At 46.7% G+C, this 21,106-nt stretch carries 12 protein-coding genes; 3 read left to right on the forward strand and 9 right to left on the reverse strand.

The window, feature by feature from the left end:
- Positions 1 to 44: 44 nt before the first annotated feature.
- From LRP50_RS01410 to LRP50_RS01445, 8 genes are all read right to left on the reverse strand, one after another.
- Positions 45 to 581, reverse strand: a complete 537-nt coding sequence (locus tag LRP50_RS01410; RefSeq protein ID WP_274162729.1) for a hypothetical protein — start codon at positions 579 to 581, stop codon at positions 45 to 47.
- A gap of 246 nt (positions 582 to 827) precedes the next feature.
- Positions 828 to 965, reverse strand: a complete 138-nt coding sequence (locus LRP50_RS01415) for a hypothetical protein (RefSeq protein WP_274162730.1) — start codon at positions 963 to 965, stop codon at positions 828 to 830.
- A gap of 171 nt (positions 966 to 1,136) precedes the next feature.
- Complete coding sequence (gene sigZ / locus LRP50_RS01420) at positions 1,137 to 1,682, reverse strand: RNA polymerase sigma factor SigZ (RefSeq protein ID WP_274162731.1); 546 nt, start codon at positions 1,680 to 1,682, stop codon at positions 1,137 to 1,139.
- Positions 1,683 to 1,742: 60 nt separating this feature from the next.
- Positions 1,743 to 3,194 (reverse strand): glutathione synthase, encoded by a 1,452-nt coding sequence (locus LRP50_RS01425; RefSeq protein WP_274162732.1) that lies wholly within the window; start codon positions 3,192 to 3,194, stop codon positions 1,743 to 1,745.
- Between the two features lie 76 nt (positions 3,195 to 3,270).
- Entirely contained in the window at positions 3,271 to 5,055 is a 1,785-nt protein-coding gene (locus LRP50_RS01430; RefSeq protein ID WP_274162733.1) for an ABC transporter ATP-binding protein, read from the reverse strand.
- Entirely contained in the window at positions 5,045 to 6,928 is a 1,884-nt protein-coding gene (locus LRP50_RS01435) for an ABC transporter ATP-binding protein (protein ID WP_274162734.1), read from the reverse strand. Before LRP50_RS01435 ends, LRP50_RS01430 begins: the two co-directional genes overlap by 11 nt.
- 43 nt (positions 6,929 to 6,971) lie before the next feature.
- Complete coding sequence (gene gshA / locus LRP50_RS01440; protein ID WP_274162735.1) at positions 6,972 to 8,510, reverse strand: glutamate--cysteine ligase; 1,539 nt, start codon at positions 8,508 to 8,510, stop codon at positions 6,972 to 6,974.
- A gap of 246 nt (positions 8,511 to 8,756) precedes the next feature.
- A complete protein-coding gene (locus LRP50_RS01445) occupies positions 8,757 to 9,278 on the reverse strand; it encodes a DUF2058 domain-containing protein (RefSeq protein WP_274162736.1) in 522 nt (173 codons plus the stop codon).
- A 417-nt stretch (positions 9,279 to 9,695) separates the two neighbouring features.
- Here LRP50_RS01445 and LRP50_RS01450 point away from each other — a divergent pair, with 417 nt between their 5' ends.
- Together LRP50_RS01450 and LRP50_RS01455 are read left to right on the forward strand one after the other, a co-directional pair.
- Positions 9,696 to 10,979: an acyl-homoserine-lactone synthase gene (locus LRP50_RS01450; RefSeq protein WP_274162737.1), complete on the forward strand. Its 1,284-nt coding sequence runs from the start codon at positions 9,696 to 9,698 to the stop codon at positions 10,977 to 10,979.
- Positions 10,972 to 13,893: an ATP-binding response regulator gene (locus LRP50_RS01455; RefSeq protein ID WP_274162738.1), complete on the forward strand. Its 2,922-nt coding sequence runs from the start codon at positions 10,972 to 10,974 to the stop codon at positions 13,891 to 13,893. The genes LRP50_RS01450 and LRP50_RS01455 overlap by 8 nt, the downstream gene beginning before the upstream one ends.
- A gap of 123 nt (positions 13,894 to 14,016) precedes the next feature.
- On the opposite strand, the gene LRP50_RS01460 is transcribed toward LRP50_RS01455, so the two are convergent.
- The gene (locus tag LRP50_RS01460; RefSeq protein WP_274162739.1) at positions 14,017 to 15,963 is read right to left on the reverse strand and encodes a RecQ family ATP-dependent DNA helicase; all 1,947 of its coding nucleotides are present in this window, start codon (positions 15,961 to 15,963) and stop codon (positions 14,017 to 14,019) included.
- Positions 15,964 to 16,786: 823 nt separating this feature from the next.
- On the opposite strand from LRP50_RS01460, the gene LRP50_RS01465 reads away from it, so the two are divergent.
- Positions 16,787 to 21,106: S8 family serine peptidase (locus LRP50_RS01465; RefSeq protein ID WP_274162740.1), on the forward strand; the 4,320-nt coding region annotated here is incomplete at its 3' end.

Here is a 21,106-nt window from a genome sequence, read left to right on the forward strand (position 1 = left end):
TTGAGCGTTCGACAACAATCAGTCACAGCGCCAAAGCCTGTACATCACTCAAGAACAATAGAGATATAATTCGTTTTATACGGCGCTATAGTGGCCTCTCCGGTCGCGTAATACTTTGTGCCCGTCTTATCTGATTTCACTTTGAAATAGTACTTGCCCGCCGCAACGGTAATAGTTTGATATGTCCCCTCGCTTGCAATGAAAATACTATCATCCGCCAGCCAGCCTTCCGGCGACACTTCAAAGAGATTCCCATTGCATTCCAAAGAGCCCGTTCTCGGCTGAGAGCAACTTTCGATAAACACTTCCGTTCTGGATTTTGGGTTTTTTACTGCTTTGGTCACGGTTATCGAGCCATAGTCTCGACTTGACCTTTCCGCGTCGTGAGTCCAAATAGCCTCTTTCTCTACGCTAAAGCCTTTATCATTTTTTACCACGGTGCCATTGCCAACGCCCCCCACAGAGCCTAAAACACCATTAATTGCGCCGTTAACACCATCGTTAACTACTTGTCCTAAATCTTTATTCGCGCAGCCGGACAGAGTTGCTGTTACCGCTATCGCCAACACTAATTTCTTCATACTCATTCCTTTTCGTTCTTTCTTATATCCAACGCCGAGAAAACATTACCACCACTGAAAGCACATGAGATGTCTCAAAATAGAGTTCAACGGCAACCAAAGAACTGGCGTTCACATAAGTCACTGTTTGCTGACAGGGGACGTTGTTTTTGCAGAGAGAAGTCAAAGAGAATGTCATCAAAGTGATACAAAAAGAGCCACAATAAGTGGCTCTATGACGATGTGACTAAATCACTCAAAAAACGGTTAGTGATGACCACCATTGTGGCAATCAAAAAATGAGAGGCTTGGCATTGACCAGTTGTGTGTCAAATGCGTATCTAGCGCATACGCTGTACCTGTTAGACCGAACAGTACAAGTGCAGCAATCGCGAGTTTTTTCATTGAGTTAATCCTTCTTATTTTTTGCTTATACCCAAACAACGCAGCAAGTATCGTTATTTTCACTGCAAAAAGAAGGCGATTTACTTAGCTTTACGCTTTGTGACATTCAATGACATAGGGGCAAAAATTGACCATTCAAAAGCGATTTTAAACCACGGATTGATAGAGCAGTTATTGGCAGCGCACATCGCCTTTCTGACGCGCTTCGTAATCAATCACACTGCCATTCTTATCGAGCGATAATTCACAGCACTCGTGAAATAGAGAGTTAATCTTTTCTCGGCTTTTTTTAAGGCGTGATTTCAGCGTCGAGTAATTGATTCCCATTTCTTCTGCATACGCCTTTTGAGACTGTCCATGAAGCTCAATGGACGTGAGCATTTCTGCGTCTTCTTCTGGCAGCGCTTGAATAAAAGGCAGCAGGCAAGTGAGAAGATCTTCGCGCACTTGTTCCTTTTCTTTTTCAAACCAAAGATCATCATGACCAATCTGATTTGAGCGGCCCTTTTGACGATAGAAATCGATAATGGCGTTATTCGCCACCTGAAACAGCCAAGACTTCACTTTCGTCCTGTCTTTCACTTCATTGAGATGAAGATAAGTTTTCAACAAAATATCTTGCAACAAGTCATCGACATCATCAGGGTTCGACACTTTCGAATGCAGAAAAGATTTCACACTCGATTGGTATTCACCCCAAACCGTTTCAATTGTCATCGTTTCACTCTTTAAGAGCCGCGATCACTCGCGGCTATCGATTTTCATTGTCGACAAAGTCTATTCGATAAGCGTAATGGAATCTAATATCCCCTTACCGCTATGAATGCCACCTTCGTTTTCTCGTGCGGGTTTACTGCGAACTAGGTAGCCTGCGTAGCCATTGTACTCTGTGACAGGCGCGCCGTTAAAATAGGCCGTAAACAGACCAATCTCACTGACCAAATCATCCACCAGCGTTTGCTCGCCATTGCGCACGGCAATGGTCGGGCGCTCTCGTTCGTGTGGATATAACCGCTGCATCAATGCCCACGCATCATAATCTTCAGGCTTTAAGCTGGCGAGCTTATTTGCAATATCGTCCCCGAAGACACAGTGACCACCGCCCTCGCCTTGGTTTTTCAGCACCCAAGCGTGTTTGTCAGCATCTGATTTAAACCATTCGAGGGTTTGGGCGCTGACTGGCAGCATGTCTGCCAATACACTTTTCACTCGCAACGCTTCTTCTTCGCTCAATGCCCAACGGGTTAAATCTCGCGCCGTCATCATTGTAAGGAGCATCTGCATGGTTTTGCTGGTTGCCAGTTGTTGCCCTACGGTCGCGTTCACTGCCACATGGTGTTGTTCAATAAATACGCGGGTTTGGCTCAGCGTTTCACAACACTCTTCTTCGCACAATTCAGGCGCAAAATAGTCTGAGTATTGGTAACCGGCGCGGAGATATACCACATCAATCGCCCCAATGTCTTTCAAGATCAAGCGTTGGTTTTCGCCAGTCGATAATTGCGTCGCTAATTGATCAAACGTACGGCGTACCGTGCGAACACCACGTTGTTGTAATGCCACTTCCAATAGATGCTGATCATAAACATTGTCTTCATTTTTTTGCACCACCATCAAGAACGTGCGCTGCCCTTCGCCACCAAAATGCGCTCGAATTTCTTGCGCAGCAATAGCAATACCGTGCGCCAATTGGTCTAAACAGGCATTGTCTGCAGGGACAGCAGTTGGCGATTCTACCCATGCGTTATAGGTATCGGGCCATTGGCGGCGCATGTAATCATGCAGTTCATTGGCACGTTGTCCAAAAGGCCCCATTCCCGCTGCAATACCATTGAATTCGATCACTTTCGCGCCTTGTTGACGGTCATCCATGTAATCGGTGCGCATCAAAAGGAGCGGCTTGCGCTCCGCCATTATCGGCGCGTGTTCCGTCCCATGAATTTGCGCATGCATTTTCAGCAAACGGCCAAAGAATGGATCCGCGTTTGCCATGCTGCGAAGTGATGACTGCAAAAAGGCGTGGTCTTCTGACACTTGGCTGATCAATTTGGTCAGCAACGGCGTCACATTCATTAGGTGGTCGAATACATGACGTTTCATGGTCATCGGGGCAAGGCTATACGGACAATGTCTCGCGGTTCCATCCGCATTTTTTATTGCCACGCCATGCATGATTTGCCACTGGCATGCTTCGTCTGTGATTTGTTTATCAACGATTGGAGAATTCACTGTGTTCACCTTACTACTACCTTCGACGCATGTTGTTTGTGTATTAACGCTGCGTATAACACCATTTGATGACGTTTCATGCTGTTGCCAAGCCGAGATGGGCATTTTCTGTTTCATGTTCTTCTTGTTCTTTCTGTGCAAGATATAACTCTCGGTACTCACCAATTTGAGCCACTAGCTCGTCATGGGTACCGCGTTGAACAACCTTCCCTTTGCTCATTACTAATATTTGATCCGCGTTCTTAATGGTTGAAAGGCGATGCGCCACTGCAATAACTGTTCGTCCATGTTGAATATTTGATAACGCGCTTTTAACAGCTTCTTCGGTTTCGCTGTCAATGTTGGCCGTCGCTTCATCCAGCAAATAGATCTCGGGCCCATGAGCAAAAACACGTGCCAACGCAATCAGTTGCTTTTCACCCACAGACAATGATGAACCGCCATTGCCGGGTTGATGTTCATACCCTTCAGGTAAGCGCTCGATAAACGCTGATGCGTTCACTTCTCTGGCAGCATCAATCGCAGCATCTGAGCGGCTTTCACCCTGCATTAAATCGATGTTCTCTCGAATGGATCCGCTAAACATGTAAGGGTCTTGCGAGACCAAGCCAAACAGACGACGAATTTGCGCATCAGGCAGATTGTCGATGCGTCGTCCACCCACCAAAATGTCGCCTTCATGATGCGGATAAAAACGCATCAGCAAGTTCACCACCGAACTTTTCCCACTACCACTAGGGCCGACAATGGCTGTGAACTGGCCACTTTTTGCCACGAAACTGACATCATCCAGCGCGTTAACACCCTCTTCATACGCTAAACGCACATGCTTGAACTCGATGTCTTTTCGCGGCGCAAGTTCGACCATTGGCGCATCGTCTTTTTGGGCGTGATGAACAGGCTCATCAAGGATTTCGAAAATACGCGCGGAGGACACCAACGCCACCTGCATCTTTCGAAGTTCCATCGACAGCTGCCTAAACGGTTCGAAGAAGCGTTCGATGTAGTTCAAGAAGGCGTAAAGCGTACCGACTTCGACCACGGTTTGTAGCGAAGCATTACCAAACCAAGCCACGATGCCAAGCGCGGTTAATGAACCCACCAAACGCGTGAATGGCAGCAGCATCAAACTGTCTACGGCGATCGAGCGGGTGCGGAAGTTAAACCATGTATCGTTGTCTTTTTCGAAGCGCGCTTTAAACGCGTTCTCTTGGCGAAATGCCTGTACCAATGACATGCCTTGAAGCGATTCACTGATGGTGTTGTTGATATGGCTAATCTGAATGCGAATCCCATCAAACACGGGCGTCGACACCTTGCGGTAAATCTGCATGGTTGCTAGCAACACCGGAATCAATGCCAGGCTGATAATCGCCAAACGCCAATCCAGCAACGCTATCGCAACGAAAATACCCACGATGCGCAAACTTCCCTGAATGATAGTGGGAAAGGTCGACACAAACAGATCACGCAGCGATTCGGTGTCATTAGTAACATAAGACACCATACGACCTGTTGATAGGCGATCAAACGCCGCAATCGGCAGTCTCAATACATGATCAAACAGCTGCTTGCGAACATCGTTGACCACTAACAAGGCGCCATGTTTGAACGAGAGAGACTGCAAATACTGAAAGCCTGCTTGGCACATATAAAGCACCAACACTGCAGCGCTCAGCACGCCTAAGTGCTTCCAATCAAACTGCTGAGGCACGATCACTTCATCAATGATGACTTTTGCCAACCAAGGAATCGTCATTTCCGCTGTTACAGACACCATCAAGAATGCAAAGGCGACGGCAAATCGCGCCTTGTGTGGCAAGGTGAAACGGACGAGTCGCACCATAGATTTACTCAACATGGCTTACCTCTTCCACATTAGCGTTATTAACGTCGTGGTTGTCATGCGTGATTGACGTGTGTAACTGAACATGTGTGTGGGCTTGGCGTTCATACACGGTGGCGTACCACCCCTTTTCTGCCATTAATGCCTGATGTTTACCGCGTTCAACTACCTTGCCTTGATCGAGCACGAGAATGTCATCGGCATTGCGCAAGTTAGGCAAACGTTGTGTCACCAACAGCATGGACTTATGACCATAGTGTGTCTTCAAGTTCTGACGAACGATGGCCTCTGTTTTCATGTCTAGCGCACTGAATGGGTCATCCAACAGCAAAATATCGGCATCCACTAACAATGCACGTGCCAACGCTATGCGCTGTCTCTGGCCACCTGAAAGGTTCGTCCCATTCTCACTGAGCTGGGCATCAAATCCATCAGTCATCGCTTCAATTTCCTGCTTGATGCCTGCCATTTCGGCAACAAACGCGACTTCTTCATCTGTTGCATGAGGTTTCCCCATGGCGATATTTTCTGAAATTGAACCTGAGAACAACAACGGCTTTTGAGGCACCCAAGCGAGTTTTCCCCGGAGTGAATCAAACGTCAGGTGCTCGGTATTTATGCCAGCCAATGTGATCTCAGATTGCACATCGCCCAAACCGTATTGACGCATGATCAGGCTGATCAAGGTACTTTTCCCACCGCCTGTTGGGCCGGTGATGCCAACAAAACCACCCGCTGGTATCGTAAACGCCACGTCTTTGAGTGCCGGTATTGATGTGCCAGAAGATGACGTATCAATAGTTGAGGTATCAGTAGATGAAGTGCCAATAGATGAAGCACCTACATATGAGGTGTAAGCAAATGAACGCACATTCACAGAAATGTTCGAAGGGGCACCGTTAGGAATCACGGCGTGTCCTTCTACCACGTCTGGCTTTTGAGCAAACAACGCTTCAAGACGCTTCCAAGACGTATTACCACGTTGGAACACGTTGAACTGCCAGCCAAATTGCAGGAACGGACCCAGTAACTGCGCAAGGTACAAGGTGAAGCTCGTAAACAAACCAACGGTAATGGCATTTTCGCTGATCATCCATCCGCCATACGCAAGGGTGATGACAAACGAGGTGCCGTAGATCAATTGAATAGTTGGCCCAAACAATGAATCGACTTTCGCAACATCAATGTTAGCTTCTAGCGTCTCATCCAGCTTTTCATCAAAACGCGCTTTTTGTCGCGGGTTAATGCCATGAGAACGCACGGCACGAATACCTGCCACAGTTTCACGCACTTCTTCGTTCAAGTGAGAAAATGCCTGCTGCGCGCGTCCAAAGTGTTTTTGCATACCTACGCCGTAACGATTGGTAACCAGTACCAATAGCGGAAACGGCAACAATGCGACGGCAGTAAGATGGCCGCTAACCAAAAACACCATGCCGAAGATCACGGTAAAGCCTGCAATTAAAGAATCCACCAACGTCATCACGCCATCACCCGCAGCGGATTCCACCGCATTCAGATCGTTAGTGGCGTGTGCCATTAAATCGCCTGCTGTGTGCTTGCCATAGAACGACGGTGACATGGCTGTGAAATGCAAAAACAAATCGCGCCGGATCACACGGGAGACCTCTATGGCTGCCCCATAAAGCTGGCTATTCCACACATACCTGAGCGCATACATGGCGATCGCTGCGAAAAAAATACCCGCTAAGTGGGTCATCAATAATTGGCTTGTGAGCGCATCATTACTGATCGCATCAACAATACGTCCAATCAACCAAGGTGGTGCCAAGTTAAGTATCGCGACGGTTTGCAACGCAAAAAACGCGATCAGATATCGGCGAGTACATAGCTTCATGTAGCCGCGCATTTTCCAAATTAATTCCATGGGGTCATCTATTTGAATGAGTAGCTGAAGTTATCAATCACAGTTAGCAGTCACACGTAATGGCTGTTTTCTTCGTCAAGAACGTGCTGAATGGCAATTCCTGCGCATTCTCCAATTCGGCTTGTTGATCAAGTGACGTTGTCACAATCTCATTGAGCTGACCGACGGTCTCAGCCGAAACGGGGTACGCGCTGTGCGTCAACATATGTCCTTCAGACAATCGTTGAACCAGTTCACGATAACCAATGTCATTAACTACCATGTCGGCCAGCATCATCGCAGAAGGCGTTAACGACATATCGGAAAGCTTCTGTTTTTCTAACGAAAGGCTCAACGAATACGCCTGCGTGTTGAAACCGCTATCAAACAAGGCGGCAACATTACCCATTGCACCTAATAGCGCTTCTCCTAATTCAACAAGCGACACGTCACCATCAACCGTAGGCAGCATGAGATCTGGTTTTCTTCCCATTGTTGTCACTAATTCAACACGCTGTTGAATCATTAATTGCCCCTCACGGGTCAATGATGGGCTCGGCGCGAGCGCACAATGCGTGAGGAAGAGATCGAGGAAATCGCTCTGGGTTTCACTCAGGCCCAGCGGCAAATAGGGATTGTTGTCTACCGTGCGAAGCTCAACATACTCAACACCATAACGACACATAGCTTCCAAAGGACGCAGTTCTGCATTCACAACTTTCGGTCTCACTGAGCCGTAGAGTTCGTTTTCAAGCTGCAAAATGGCGTTGTTGAGTTGCTGATTGTCATTCAAGTAGCGGTATTTCTCACTCGGCATCGCCAACAACGCTGAAACGCCTTTCAAATACGCCATTTTATCGTCGTAATTGATTGGATATTTCGATTGTTCGCTGTTGGTGTAACCCAAACTACTCAATCGCAGCGATGTCGCCCACGGCAGATAAAACGAGTGATCACCCATCGGTTCGAGTTGATGCTCTCGCCCTTCCAAATAGCTTTTATCCAGCGCAGGAGATGCACCAAATAAAAACGGAATTATCCATCCGTGACGCATCACGTTTCGGATTAGATGGAAGTACTTCTCAGACACATAGTCTGCAAGAGAAAGCTCAGTCTTTTCATACGCATGCATCCCCTGCCAAAACGCTTCTGGCAACGAGAAGTTGTAATGAATTCCCGAAATAGTTTGCATGCGCTTGCCATAGCGATTCGCCAAACCTTGGCGATAGCGCATTTTCATCCTGGCCGAGTGCGACGAACCATATTGCGCTGGACTAATGTCACTGTCTGCTGGCAACACGGGTGGCAAGCTACCCGCCCACAACAACTCGTTTTCTGGCAATGCGACTGCAACGAAATGATGCAGTGAGGACAAACAATCAAACATCTGCTTTTTGTTTGTGTACGCTGGCGTGATCAGCTCAAGCTGCGCTTCGGCAAAGTCAGTGGTGATAAACGGATGCGTTAAAGCAGAACCCAAGGTTTTAGGGTGTAAGGTTTGTGCCAATGCGCCTTTAGGGGTTGTCCGAATGGTTTCCTTTTCAATACCGCGGCGGATGCCTCCTAGCGTGCCTACCAATATTTTTTCTAGTGTTTTCGTCATCTTTCTTATATTCAGCAATGAGTGACATAAAATCACCACATAAAACATGCGTGGTGTTTCAGTGTTCTTTACCTATAAGACGAAGACAAACGAGAAAAGACGACGAAAAGTGACATTTATTTTCGCCTCCATAATGTTAAGGGTTCTAAAAATTTTTCCACCTTCAAACACGCAAATTTGGGCAGGATAAAAAAGGCCTCACCCCGAAAGGTAAGGCCAGAAGTTATCTTCCAGATGCGGGGGCGCTTACCACATCAAATCATCTGGGATTTGGAAATCTGCGTACGGATCATCTTCATCAATTTCCTGCTCCGACACGGCATTGTTCACTATGATCGTTTCTTCATCGCGCTGGCTGATTTTGTCTGCAACCACGCCTGGAACAATGGCATAGCCATCAAGGTAGCGGGCAATGGCTAAGCGACCATTCACGAGTTGCGCTTGGATATCTTTGGTGACGTATAACTTTTTCACTAACGTGCCATCGGTGAAGTTATATCCAATATCGCCATCTTTACGATCGATTTTGTTCATCTCAACCAGTTGCTTCACCTGAGCAAGAATGGCTTTTTTCTGGGCTTCTAACTGCTTCTGGCGATTCAGTTCCTGATCCTGAGCCATTTGAGCCGTGCGATTTTCTTCTACTGCGGCTTTTGCTGCTTTCGCCATTGTGCGGGATTTTTTCGACGTCTTTCCCGCTTTCTTCATTGCTTTTTTATCAATAAGACCCGCTTTAAGCATTTGTTCTTGAAGTGTTAGTTTTGCCATTTTGACTCCGTCTGCGCACACCTTGTCTTTATTGAGCGTGCCTGTTTTTGTTCGCCAAACAGTAATTTCGTTTGTTTCTATGGCTCAATAATACCATTGGTTATTGCAGATCCCACATCGATTCCTGCATGAGTTGAGATTCAAATTTCACGTTTTTATTGATGTCGCCTCTCTCCGCACATTATTTCGCCAAATCCCTCAATCAAAAGCACGCTGTTCAGGTCCACATCAAAGCACAACTAATAATTTTTTTATCAACAGAATCGGAAATAAACCAAGGCTAAATGCCTTTCCCCAAGTGGTTCCGAATCGAAACACTTGTGTAAAAACATCAAATATATTTTTTAACATCAGAATTTGCCTTACATCATTCGTACACTTATTTGGACTTTTCAACATTATGTCGAGGATTTATGTATGTACGACAACACAGCTAACCAACACACATTCACACAAGCACCTCTTTTAGCGAATATTGCGACACCAACGCTACCTTTACCAGCCGATTTTCAACAAGGTATTTCTACACCACAAGACATCTTTCTTACCTATATTAGCGACTACATGCTAGCAACACATCATTATGATCTGTTTGAAAAAATCGTTTCCAATCGGACACAAGAAATCACTCGATCACAACCTGCCGACACGCCCAAAGGTAACCTCTATACCACGCTCACGGGCAATATTGCGGCTTCAATTTGTGGAGTCACTTCCCTAAGTGGGCTTCCTGATGATTTTGCCATGATAGAAAAAACAGCCATTGCCCTGTATGGCGACATACTAAGTTGTTGGGCTGCATTTAAAGTGCATCAAATTATTGCTGACGCTCAAACACACTTAAACTCTCACCAAGATTCAAATGAAGATGCACAAACGCTAGAAGTAAAACCGGAGAGTTATCGCTACGAAGTGGTGAATAATATTCGTCATGATGAGCGCTTGTTCATGACCAGTTACAGCGATGTACCCATGAAGCTTTCACTCGCTAATGTTCTGATCAACTTAGAAACATTCGTGAAGCAGCAGCATTGGTACGAGATGCTCTACTACCTCGATGTCTCATCTTCAGGCGAACACTTCATTTTGTATCAAGAGCAACATGATTACCCGCTACTATTATCATCAGCACTGATTCAACGCTGGGGTCAGCGTGATAATTGGCTGACATTTGATCCTTTTTTTCAAACAGAAAGTTGGACACTGAGTCTATCCAGTGAGAAAATCAACACATTGGAACGCTCCGGAATTTTCTCTAACGGACTGAAAAATAAGTTAAAAACATCATCTGTATCTGCATTCGACTATTCATTGTTGCAAGCAACAAAACAAGAGTCTGCGGTCTGTGAGATCATTAGAATGGCCATCGCTGGCCCACGAGAGAAGTTAAATCACATTCTATATTTAACCCTTAAATATCTAACACTTAAACTTGCCGACATTGGTATTGAAGCGGCTTATACCATCGTGGAACAGCCTTCCATATTGGGTTTTTATCAATCAGTGAATAATGACGGCGACGGAACCTTGCCGTACGTGTCTTTGTGTCACCAAAAAGTGGAAGGTACTGCTTTAACCACTTATCAAGGTATCGTTTTCACTGGACCAATGAGCCAAGCCTTTGAACAGTGCAGTTTCAGAGACTACAACAAGAGAATTATAGCGATGCGCAAGCAAGCGAGAGTAATGACGAATGCTTGAATTCCTTTACACTATGTCGGCGAGCTTCACGGCGGTTTTTCTCGTCGTGATTGCCGTCGTCGTCATGCTTTGGGCCTCTCACTTTGCTCGAGCACTAAGTAAAAATAGGTCTGGAATCTTCCGGCCTATTTACCTCCCCTATACGCTTTATACCGTGTTTATTTCACTGTGGATTCTTTCTAACGCATACTTTCAATCAGATCTTCTTGTGACCTCTAGTGCCAAAACCACCCTGGTGATGGCGCTACTTGCGAACGCATTTTCTGGCCTTGCATTTGCATTGGCCTATCTTTTCTCGTGCAGATTGATTTCAGAGCGTGAAGGGCTTGAATTGAAACGCCGGCAATGGATATTGTTTGGCACAACTTGCACCATCATCTTATTCACAAATGTACTGCCCGGAATGAATATCACGCATGTTGATGTCTACGATGTTGGTGATTTTATCATTCATTTCGGGCCAGCGAGTGGGTTGTTCTTTGGCATTCTTCTGCTTTTGGTCGTACTTACGCTCGCTAATTTCATCCGCTCGAGCCGAAGTTCTCAGAGGCTTAAGAAAGTAAAAGCCTCCTACATGGTCTTTGGCATGGTCGGGTTTATTCTCTCGACCTTTCTCGCCCACTTCCTGATACCCGTATTATTCAACGACTTTTCGATGGCTTGGGTGCCACCTGCTTTATCAATTATTGAAGCCATCATGGTGGGTTACGCTTTACTTCATAATCGATTTTATAGCAGTCGATACATTGCTATGGTCACCATCAGTTTCATTGCTAACGCAACATTGTACGTGACACCAATCGTTTTCATTGGCATGCAACAACTCAAACAAGCCACGCTGCTCATTGTCGCTTGGACATTGCTCACGGGTATATTCTGGCCCCGCTCTCATGCAGCAATTCGAAGGGCGGTTAACCAATTACTTTACCGCAAGAATGGTAACCCCGTTGAAAGCATTTGTAATTTGATTGGGGAGTTTCGTTATTCCACTGACGAAGCCGTCGTTAAACTCAATCACGTACTGAATGCGAGAGATGGACGTATTCAGAAAGTCGGCAATAACGCTGAGACCAACGTTTTTGTATCCTGCTTTCAAGGCGATCGCTCGGTACTCGTCAAGGAAGAACTTGAGTATCAAATTCGGCACGACAAATCTGATGATTGCGAATCATTGACGAGTCTTGCCAAGGAAATGGGCAACACTGGCACCTCTTTGGTCTTACCAATCACCAACGAAAAAAACGAAGTGACTCACTTGTACATGGTGTCCAAACAGAATGAGAACGAGCTATTCGCCAGTGAAGAGATCATGGGCTTGCAGCGTCTTTTTGACGAGGCCAATCGATTCATTATTACCGAAGATAAGGTCCGGAAGTCCCAAGTTTTGGCGGGCTCCATCGCCCATGAAATCCGTAACCCACTGACCAAAATCAAATACCACTTTGAACGTATAGATGCAGACATGTTTAACGTAGAGAGTGGCTCTATCAGCCCATTTGCGTCACACAACATGAAGAAAATCTATCAAGAACTCGCAGAAGGACAGAAAGCAGTTCAACTTGGTACACGCTTTATCGACGCCATTCTTGATGAATTGCGCGGAGAAGGGATCAAAACAGAAGTATTCGAACACTACTCTGTGGCGGAGTTGACTGAGCAGGTTCTCAGTGATTTCAGCTTCTATAGCGACAATTATCGTGATCGCATCAATCTAAGCATAAAAGATGATTTTATTTTTAAAGGTAGTGACACCTTATTCAGCTTCATGCTGTTCAATCTGCTAAAGAATGCGGTGCACTACTTTGAAGCTTACCCAAACAGTCAAGTCAACATCCAGTTCAAAAAGAATGGCGAATACAATGAGCTGCATATCGTAGACACAGGGCCCGGTATTTCTATCGAACATCAGGCTCACATCTTTGATGATTTTTACTCACATGGCAAAGAGCAAGGCAATGGGCTTGGCCTCTCGTATTGTATGCGTGTTATGCAATCGTTCGATGGCAACATCGTTTGCCGCTCATTGCCAGAAAAATACACGGAGTTCGTCCTCTATTTCCCTTCAGTGGACGAACAAACATATGACGAAGAAACCAAGGGGATTGTTTCTTCTTACCTCGAAACAAAATCCATCATCGTTGTCGGTGACAATCTCGCGAGTAACTGGTTGTCCAGTGAGCTGCAATTATTGACCAATAACATCCAACACGCTGCAGACATCGAAACAGGTATTAGTCATGCGTGCCAACACCCTGTTGACATCATCGCTATCGATAGCGCACTAGTTGTACAAGGGAGCAATTTACTCAAGGCCCTGAGAGCGGGAGATCTTGGACACGACTTACAAGTGACTCCGATTTTGTATTTCAGCAATGACACTACCAATGAACACGATCGGTCATTGAACAGTGTCGATTTGATACAAGGGCGAATAGCAGGCATCAACAACCGCTTCGCACTTCACCGATCGCTAGAATGCCTTATTGACGAAGGCCGCCTAACAAAATTGGGAAGTTTAATTGGAAAACGCGTTCTCGTTGTCGACGACATGCAAGTCAACCGGCTCCTCGTTCAAGCGTATCTAACCAGTGAAGGGGTTATCGTCAATCAAGCAGTCTCTGGAGAAGAAGCGGTTGCGAAAGTCACTGCCGAGACATTTGATCTTGTTCTTATGGATATTCACATGCCGGGAATGGGAGGCATTAAAGCCGCCCAAAAAATACGTGATTTAAATGCCAGCACAATTATTGTCGCACTGTCTGGCGAATACAGTGAGGATACTAGGTCATCGATTGAATGCGCGATGCATGATCACCTTGTTAAGCCCATCACCAAACAGCAACTCATCAAAACACTGACCAAATGGTTAGCCACGAAAAAACACCTCGTCGATAACGCTCAACGTCAGGCGTAGTAATCCCTTTCAAAATATCTCTCCCCCAACAATCTAGTCTCTTTAGATTGTTGGGGAATACATGAGACTCGACCTGTCGACTGATGAACCGAACAATACCTATCAACTCTAGGACAGCTTGCCTTAGAATTGCTCACAAAGTGCTTTCACATCAGCAAACGGATAATGGCTAAATTGACCAAAACCAGCGGTTCGTCCCACACGAAGCCGTCCCGTCAATGGAGAGGAAATACCACATAAGTACCTCGCAACCGCTTCAGCTGTCACTACTTCCATCTTGGCGGCATCAAACAAGGGTTGGCAAGCTGCCTTAAGTTGATCTAACTCCAACTGGGCTAGCGGTGAACCACCAGGCAATACCGCAATTTCACCGCGACACACAGAGCAATGACCACATTGTTCTGGAGCATGCTCATCCGCAAAGTAACTGGCTAAACGATGGCTCAAACAAGTTTGTGTTTCAAACAATGCCAGCATGGCATGAATTCGCTCTACTTCACTCTGCTCCTTGTTTTGAAACATTTGATGGATACGTTCACTAAGATCACTCGCCTCTTGCCCTTGGCACGCCTCAGGACGGCAGATATTAAAAACATCCGTCATCTGTTTGCTTTCTAGTTCAATCCACCCACGTTCTGCAAAGTAATCCAATGCTTTGACCGCACGCTGACGGTCTGCCTGATAACCTTGCCAAAGCGCTTCAAAATCCACGGTATGCCAAGTACGAGATTTGGGGGATGAATCAAATACGGCTTTCACAAACTGCTGACGTTCACCATCGAACTTCGCCAGTATATTGTCGGTGCTAACTAAAGCCTTAAATCGATAATCGGCGAAGTAACTAAATTTCGGTTCTATCACCCCTTCTAGTTCTAAGTACACCAACAATGTTTTAAGCGGTAGTTGCCGTATGTTGGTATCTCTAGACAGTCGATTGAGCATCACCTCCCAAGCACTGCCCAGTGGCGTTGTTCCTATTTCATCGATCACTGCACGAATGGCAGAATGATCCGGCGTATCGCCGTAGACAAAATTTTCCAACACACTTAGGGATTCTCGATTGGCTAACACGGTACATGTAGAGGATTGACCATCGCGCCCTGCTCGACCGATTTCTTGGCTATAGTTTTCTATAGACTTTGGCAAGTCGTAATGGATCACAGAACGAATATCAGACTTGTCGACGCCCATACCAAATGCGATTGTCGCCACAATGCAATTAATACCGCCTTCCATGAAACGACTCTGAATATTTTGACGTAGTTCATTTGGCAGACCAGCATGATAGGCGTGCGCTGGCACACCGTGTTGCTGAAGAAAGTCAGCGACAGATTGCGCGGTATTTTGCAGTGTCACATAAATAATCGTGGGAGCCGAATCATGACGATGAACTTGCTCTAACAATACCTCAGATTTTGTGTTCTCTGTGCACGCAATGACATTGAGATCTAAGTTCTCACGATAAAATCCCGTAATAACAATATTTTCAGACTCAATGCCAAACTTATTACCCATATCCTCTATCACTTTCGGCGTCGCCGTTGCCGTTAGCAATAACACCTGGGGAATATTAAGTTGCCGGCAATATACCGGCAACTTTAAATAATCAGGGCGGAAGTTATGCCCCCACTCTGAAATACAGTGAGCTTCATCTATTACCATCAATGAAATAGAAACTGATGATATAAACTGTCTAAAGCGTTCATTTTTTAGACGCTCGACAGAAATCATGAGTATTTTTATCTCTCCCGCCTTTACGCCACGCATGACTTCTCTCGATTCATCATACGTCAGAGAGGAGTCAATCGATGCAGCCGCAATGCCTCGACTTTTTAGAAAGTCGAGCTGGTCTTTCATCAGTGCTAACAGCGGGGATATGACAAGAGTTAGATTTGGGAGGTGTAGTGCAGGCAACTGATAACAGAGAGATTTACCAGACCCAGTTGGAAAAATAGCCGCGGAAGAGTGTCCAGACAGCACATTATCGACTACCTGTTGTTGCCCGCCTCGCAAGCTTTCAAAACCAAAAACCTGATTCAGTGTATGTAAATAGCTGACACTCGTGCTCATTTCCGCCCCGGCAAATCAATTAGATAAAGCAATGCTGGAGTTTACACGTCCCTGAGCCTAACGACGAGCGATTGATAGCAAAAAATATAGGTGCTTATATTTTACAAGCAAGTCATTTCAACATACAGAAAGTGTTGAGTTTTTCCTAATAAGCATAGAAAAACATGCATGATTTACAGAAAACCGACATGAGTCATAGAAAGCAGAAAATTAAAGTACATCATTCTATTTAAAGCCTCATTTTACACTCAAAAAAATGCACATTCTCTCAAAGAACCAAACGCCACTTTCATTGAAAAACCAGCCCACTTACAAACCCATACAAAAAACCAGAGTATTTCCTACTTTATCTAATACAAATAAGGGCAATCCCTAAATTAGATATTCATAAGAAAACCATTTTCTAAAGTTTGCAACAACATTGTAAGCATCACTTCAACTAGCCTTTTAACCAACAAAGTCTGCGTGAATCGAATCAAGGTTATCACGCTAGAAAACGACGACATTATGTAAGAGAAATTAGGCTCAAATAACTAACCATCTCTGTCATTTCAATACAACCAAAAGGATTGTAACTTTGGCCATGTTGAATCAAAATTCTCAGAAAAATAAAAGTGAACCAAGCCAAAAACAAAACAATGAAGTGAATAAAAACAGACAGAGAAGACGACTTATCTCCTTAGGCGTTTTTTTGTTAAGTTCCGCTTTTGTTATCGGTGCTAACCAACCTTTAAACCTCCACACTATTCCAGCTCCGTTAAGCGTTTCAATTTCAAACGCAGCGATACTTGACACAAAATCAAACACTTCAAAAACGAAAAAAGTGCCATTTGTTCAACCAATATCAACGATTCCTTTTAAAGAGACCCTTGCAGGAAATGGCATTGATCATGGTGATAACCCTGATCGACCTTGGCTCAAAGCGTCCCTCAGCAATAGACCTTTTAGTGAATACTGGCTCAAGCAGGTCGATGCCCACATTAACCAGGCACGCACACCCGGCTGGTTAAAGTTCGAGCGTTATCATATCAACCAAGGCCGCGACCCCCTTCAGTTACCCACTTTTGCGCGCATGGTTGAATCCAAACACGTTCCAGACGTGTTAACCATTCGATTACTGGATGGTGTTGAAACGACAACTGCATTGGCAGATATCGGTTTCGAGCATAAAACATCACTAGACCCTACATCTCCTGACACTCGCGTTCATGTCTATCAAATCCCGGAAGGTATGAGCTTTGAAACGGCGCTAGAAGTGGTCAATGCGCACCCCAATGTGGCATTTGGTGAGCCTGACTATTTGATCGAGTGGGCGCTGGCACCAAACGAATCAAACAGCGGTATTAGCAATGGTTCCGCGTGGTGGCTAAACCAATTGAACGCCTATGAAGCATGGGAAACCATCACGGATGCGTCCGCTATTGGCCCTATCGCTGTGTATGACCAAGGTATATTACGAAGCCACGAAGATCTAAAAGACAACTTTTGGGTTAACCCTGATGAAGTCGCTGGTAATGGCGTCGACGATGATAACAATGGCATCGTCGATGATATAAATGGTCGCACAAATACTGTCTTCGGCGGCCATGGTACGCCTGTCGCTGGTACAATCTGTGGACGTGGTGATAACGGAATCGGCTATGTGGGCAGTGCGTGGCGCTGTCAGCTTATGGATACAGGTGGTCCGTTGAGTTTTGCAGCAGCAGTCTCTGATGCAATGGCCTCACTGCGTTATGCCACCGATAAAGGCTCAAGGATTTCAAACCACAGTTGGGGGATCAGCGGAGATTACAGCCAAGCATTCAAAGACTTGATCACTGAGATTGCAGACGACGATCACCTGATGGTCATTGCATCACACAACTTCAATTCCAACATCGACAATAGCCCCGTTTATCCAGCGTCTTATGACAATGACAACATTCTAAGTATCGCTGCATCCAACCAAAGTGAAGGTCGAATCAGCTATTCAAACTATGGTGCAGTCAGCGTTGATATTGCAGCACCGACAGAGTTCAACACGACCAATTCCTCGGGAGGCTACTCTGGTTTTAGTGGCACCTCGCAAGCAACACCAGTTGTCACTGGTGTCGTGGCACTCGCATGGTCAATGGATCCGTCCATGACCTACAGAGAAATCAAACAACTCGTCTTGGATACCGCACGTCCAGTTTCCGCTTGGAATGGACTGACTGTTTCTGAAGGTATTATTGACATGAAAAATCTCGTCGAATCAGTGATTGTGGACACTGACGGCGATGGCATTCTCGATGATGTTGACCCCGATGATGACAATGATGGCGTTCCAGATGAAGAGGACGCCTTTCCAAAAGATGCCACCGAAACAACAGATACGGACAATGACGGTATCGGCAACAATGCCGACAACGATGATGACGGCGACGGCGTAAACGATGAGGACGACTGGAAGCCACTAGACCCCAATGAGCAATATGATACGGACGGTGACGGCATCGGTAACAGCGTTGATGACGACGACGACAATGACGGCGTACTCGATGAGGACGATGCCTTCCCGCTTGACGATTCAGAAACGACCGACACTGATGGCGACGGCGTCGGCGACAACAGTGATGTATTCCCTTCAGATCCGAATGAGTCTAAAGACTCTGATGGCGACGGTGTGGGAGACAACGGAGATATTGACCGCGATAACGATGGATTGGCCGATGATTTAGAGTCTCGTACGAGTGCAGAAATCGTAGATTGGCCGGTGCTAACGGGCGCAACCTACAACGATGGCATGCTCAGAGCTAACGGCGGTTCGTGGAGTTACCAAGCTAACTCAGCCCGTGCCTCTACCTATGGCTTTAACGACAATTATCGCTTTAGCTTCAAGATTGATGCGCTTGGCACCTACAACATGATTGGTTTGGGTAGCGTTGAAAGTTCAGCAAGCTATACCGACATTGATTATGCACTTTACCTCGTCAATACATCGCTCAACATCTATGAAAATGGTGCTTCAATCGGTTCGTTTGGTTCTATCGCTGTTGGCGATACGTTATCCATAGAAGTCGCGCAAGGCACAGTCACCTATCGCATCAATGATGACATAGCTCGTGAGGTCACTTACAGCGGTCAAACGCCTGATTTCTATGTTGACTCCAGCTTCTATAGTGGAGAAATTCGACTCAGTGACTTGTCTCTAACGCCGCTTTCTGGCGCAGGTTTAACCGCCGATGCGGACAACGATGGCGTGACCAACGATATCGATTTGGACTCGGACAACGACACCATTCCTGATGTCATTGAGGCAGGTTTGGCTGACAGCGATGGCAGCTTGACCGTTGACAGAATTGACCAACAAGCCAGCGTCGATCCTGCCCCCGATTCTGACGGTGATGGCATTCCAGACTTCCTCGATCTCGAAAGCCAGAATGCTGAAAACGACGGCACCGCCTTTGACATGCACGGCTACCACTTCGCGGCATTCGACACCAACGGTGACGGCATGCTAAACCTTCAAGATGGTGAAGGCGGCGGCGATGTGAACGGCAATGGCGTTGACGATCGTGCCGAAGACTCGGACGGTGATGGTATTTCTAACCCGAACGATGAAGACGACGATAACGACGGTACGCTCGATATCTACGATGCCTTCCCGTTCGATCCGAATGAAGACACGGACACCGATGGTGACGGCGTGGGCGATAACGGCGATGCCTTCCCAACAGATGCCACCGAGACAACCGATACTGACGGCGATGGCGTGGGCGACAATGCCGATGCCTTCCCTGACGATGCGTCTGAGACCACCGACTCTGACGGTGACGGTGTGGGCGATAATGCCGATGCCTTCCCTGACGATGCCACGGAAACGTCGGATTCCGACGGTGACGGTGTCGGCGATAACAGCGACATTGACCGCGATAACGATGGCTTGTCGGATGATCTTGAATCGCGCACGAGTGCCAACATCACCAACTGGCCTACCCTGACTGGCAATGCCGACTTCACTGACGGTACCCTCACTGTCAATGGTGGCAGTTGGTCATGGCAAGCCAACTCTGATCGTTTCTCCGAGTATGGTTACAACGACAACTATCGCTTCTCGTTTGTGGTGGACTCGTTAGGCAGCAACAACATGATCGGTATCGGCAGTGTCGAAAGTTCGGCCAGCTATAGTGACATCGATCATGCTTTCTACGTAGTAGGAACAACCGTATATCTCTTTGAAAACGGCGGATACCCGAGTGGTTACAACAGCACATTCTCTATCGCTGCGGGTGATACTTTAGCTCTACAAGTCACTGCGGGTACCGTGACGTACTTGCACAACGACACCACCATTCACACCACCACACGCTCGGGAGAGACACCAGACTTCTACGTTGATTCGAGCTTCTACAACGGCGCATTCCAACTCAGTGACATCGTGCTTTCCCCGCTGTCGGGGGCTGGCTTGTCAGCCGATGCTGACAACGATGGCGTGACCAACGATATCGATTTGGACTCGGACAACGACACCATTCCTGATGTGGTCGAAGCCGGTCTGACCGATGCGGACGGTGATCTGATGGTCGACAGTATCGACCTACAAGCCAGCGTCGACCCTGCCCCCGATTCTGACGGTGATGGCATTCCAGACTTCCTCGATCTCGAAAGCCAGAATGCTGAAAACGACGGCACCGCCTTTGACATGCACGGCTACCACTTCGCGGCATTCGACACCAACGGTGACGGCATGCTAAACCTTCAAGATGGTGAAGGCGGCGGCGATGTGAATGGAAATGGCGTTGACGATCGTGCCGAAGACTCGGACGGTGATGGTATCTCTAACCCGAACGATGAAGACGACGATAACGACGGCACGCTAGATATCTACGATGCCTTCCCGTTCGATCCAAATGAAGACACGGACACCGATGGTGACGGCGTGGGCGATAACGGCGATGCCTTCCCAACGGATGCCACTGAGACAACCGATACTGATGGTGATGGCGTGGGCGACAATGCCGATGCCTTCCCTGACGATGCCACGGAAACGTCGGATTCAGACGGTGACGGTGTGGGCGATAATGCCGATGCCTTCCCTGACGATGCCACTGAAACGTCGGATTCAGACGGTGACGGTGTCGGTGATAACAGCGACGTTGACCGTGATAACGATGGTTTGTCG

Origin of the sequence: Enterovibrio gelatinilyticus (genome assembly GCF_028683095.1) — a bacterium.
Taxonomy (GTDB): domain Bacteria; phylum Pseudomonadota; class Gammaproteobacteria; order Enterobacterales; family Vibrionaceae; genus Enterovibrio; species Enterovibrio gelatinilyticus.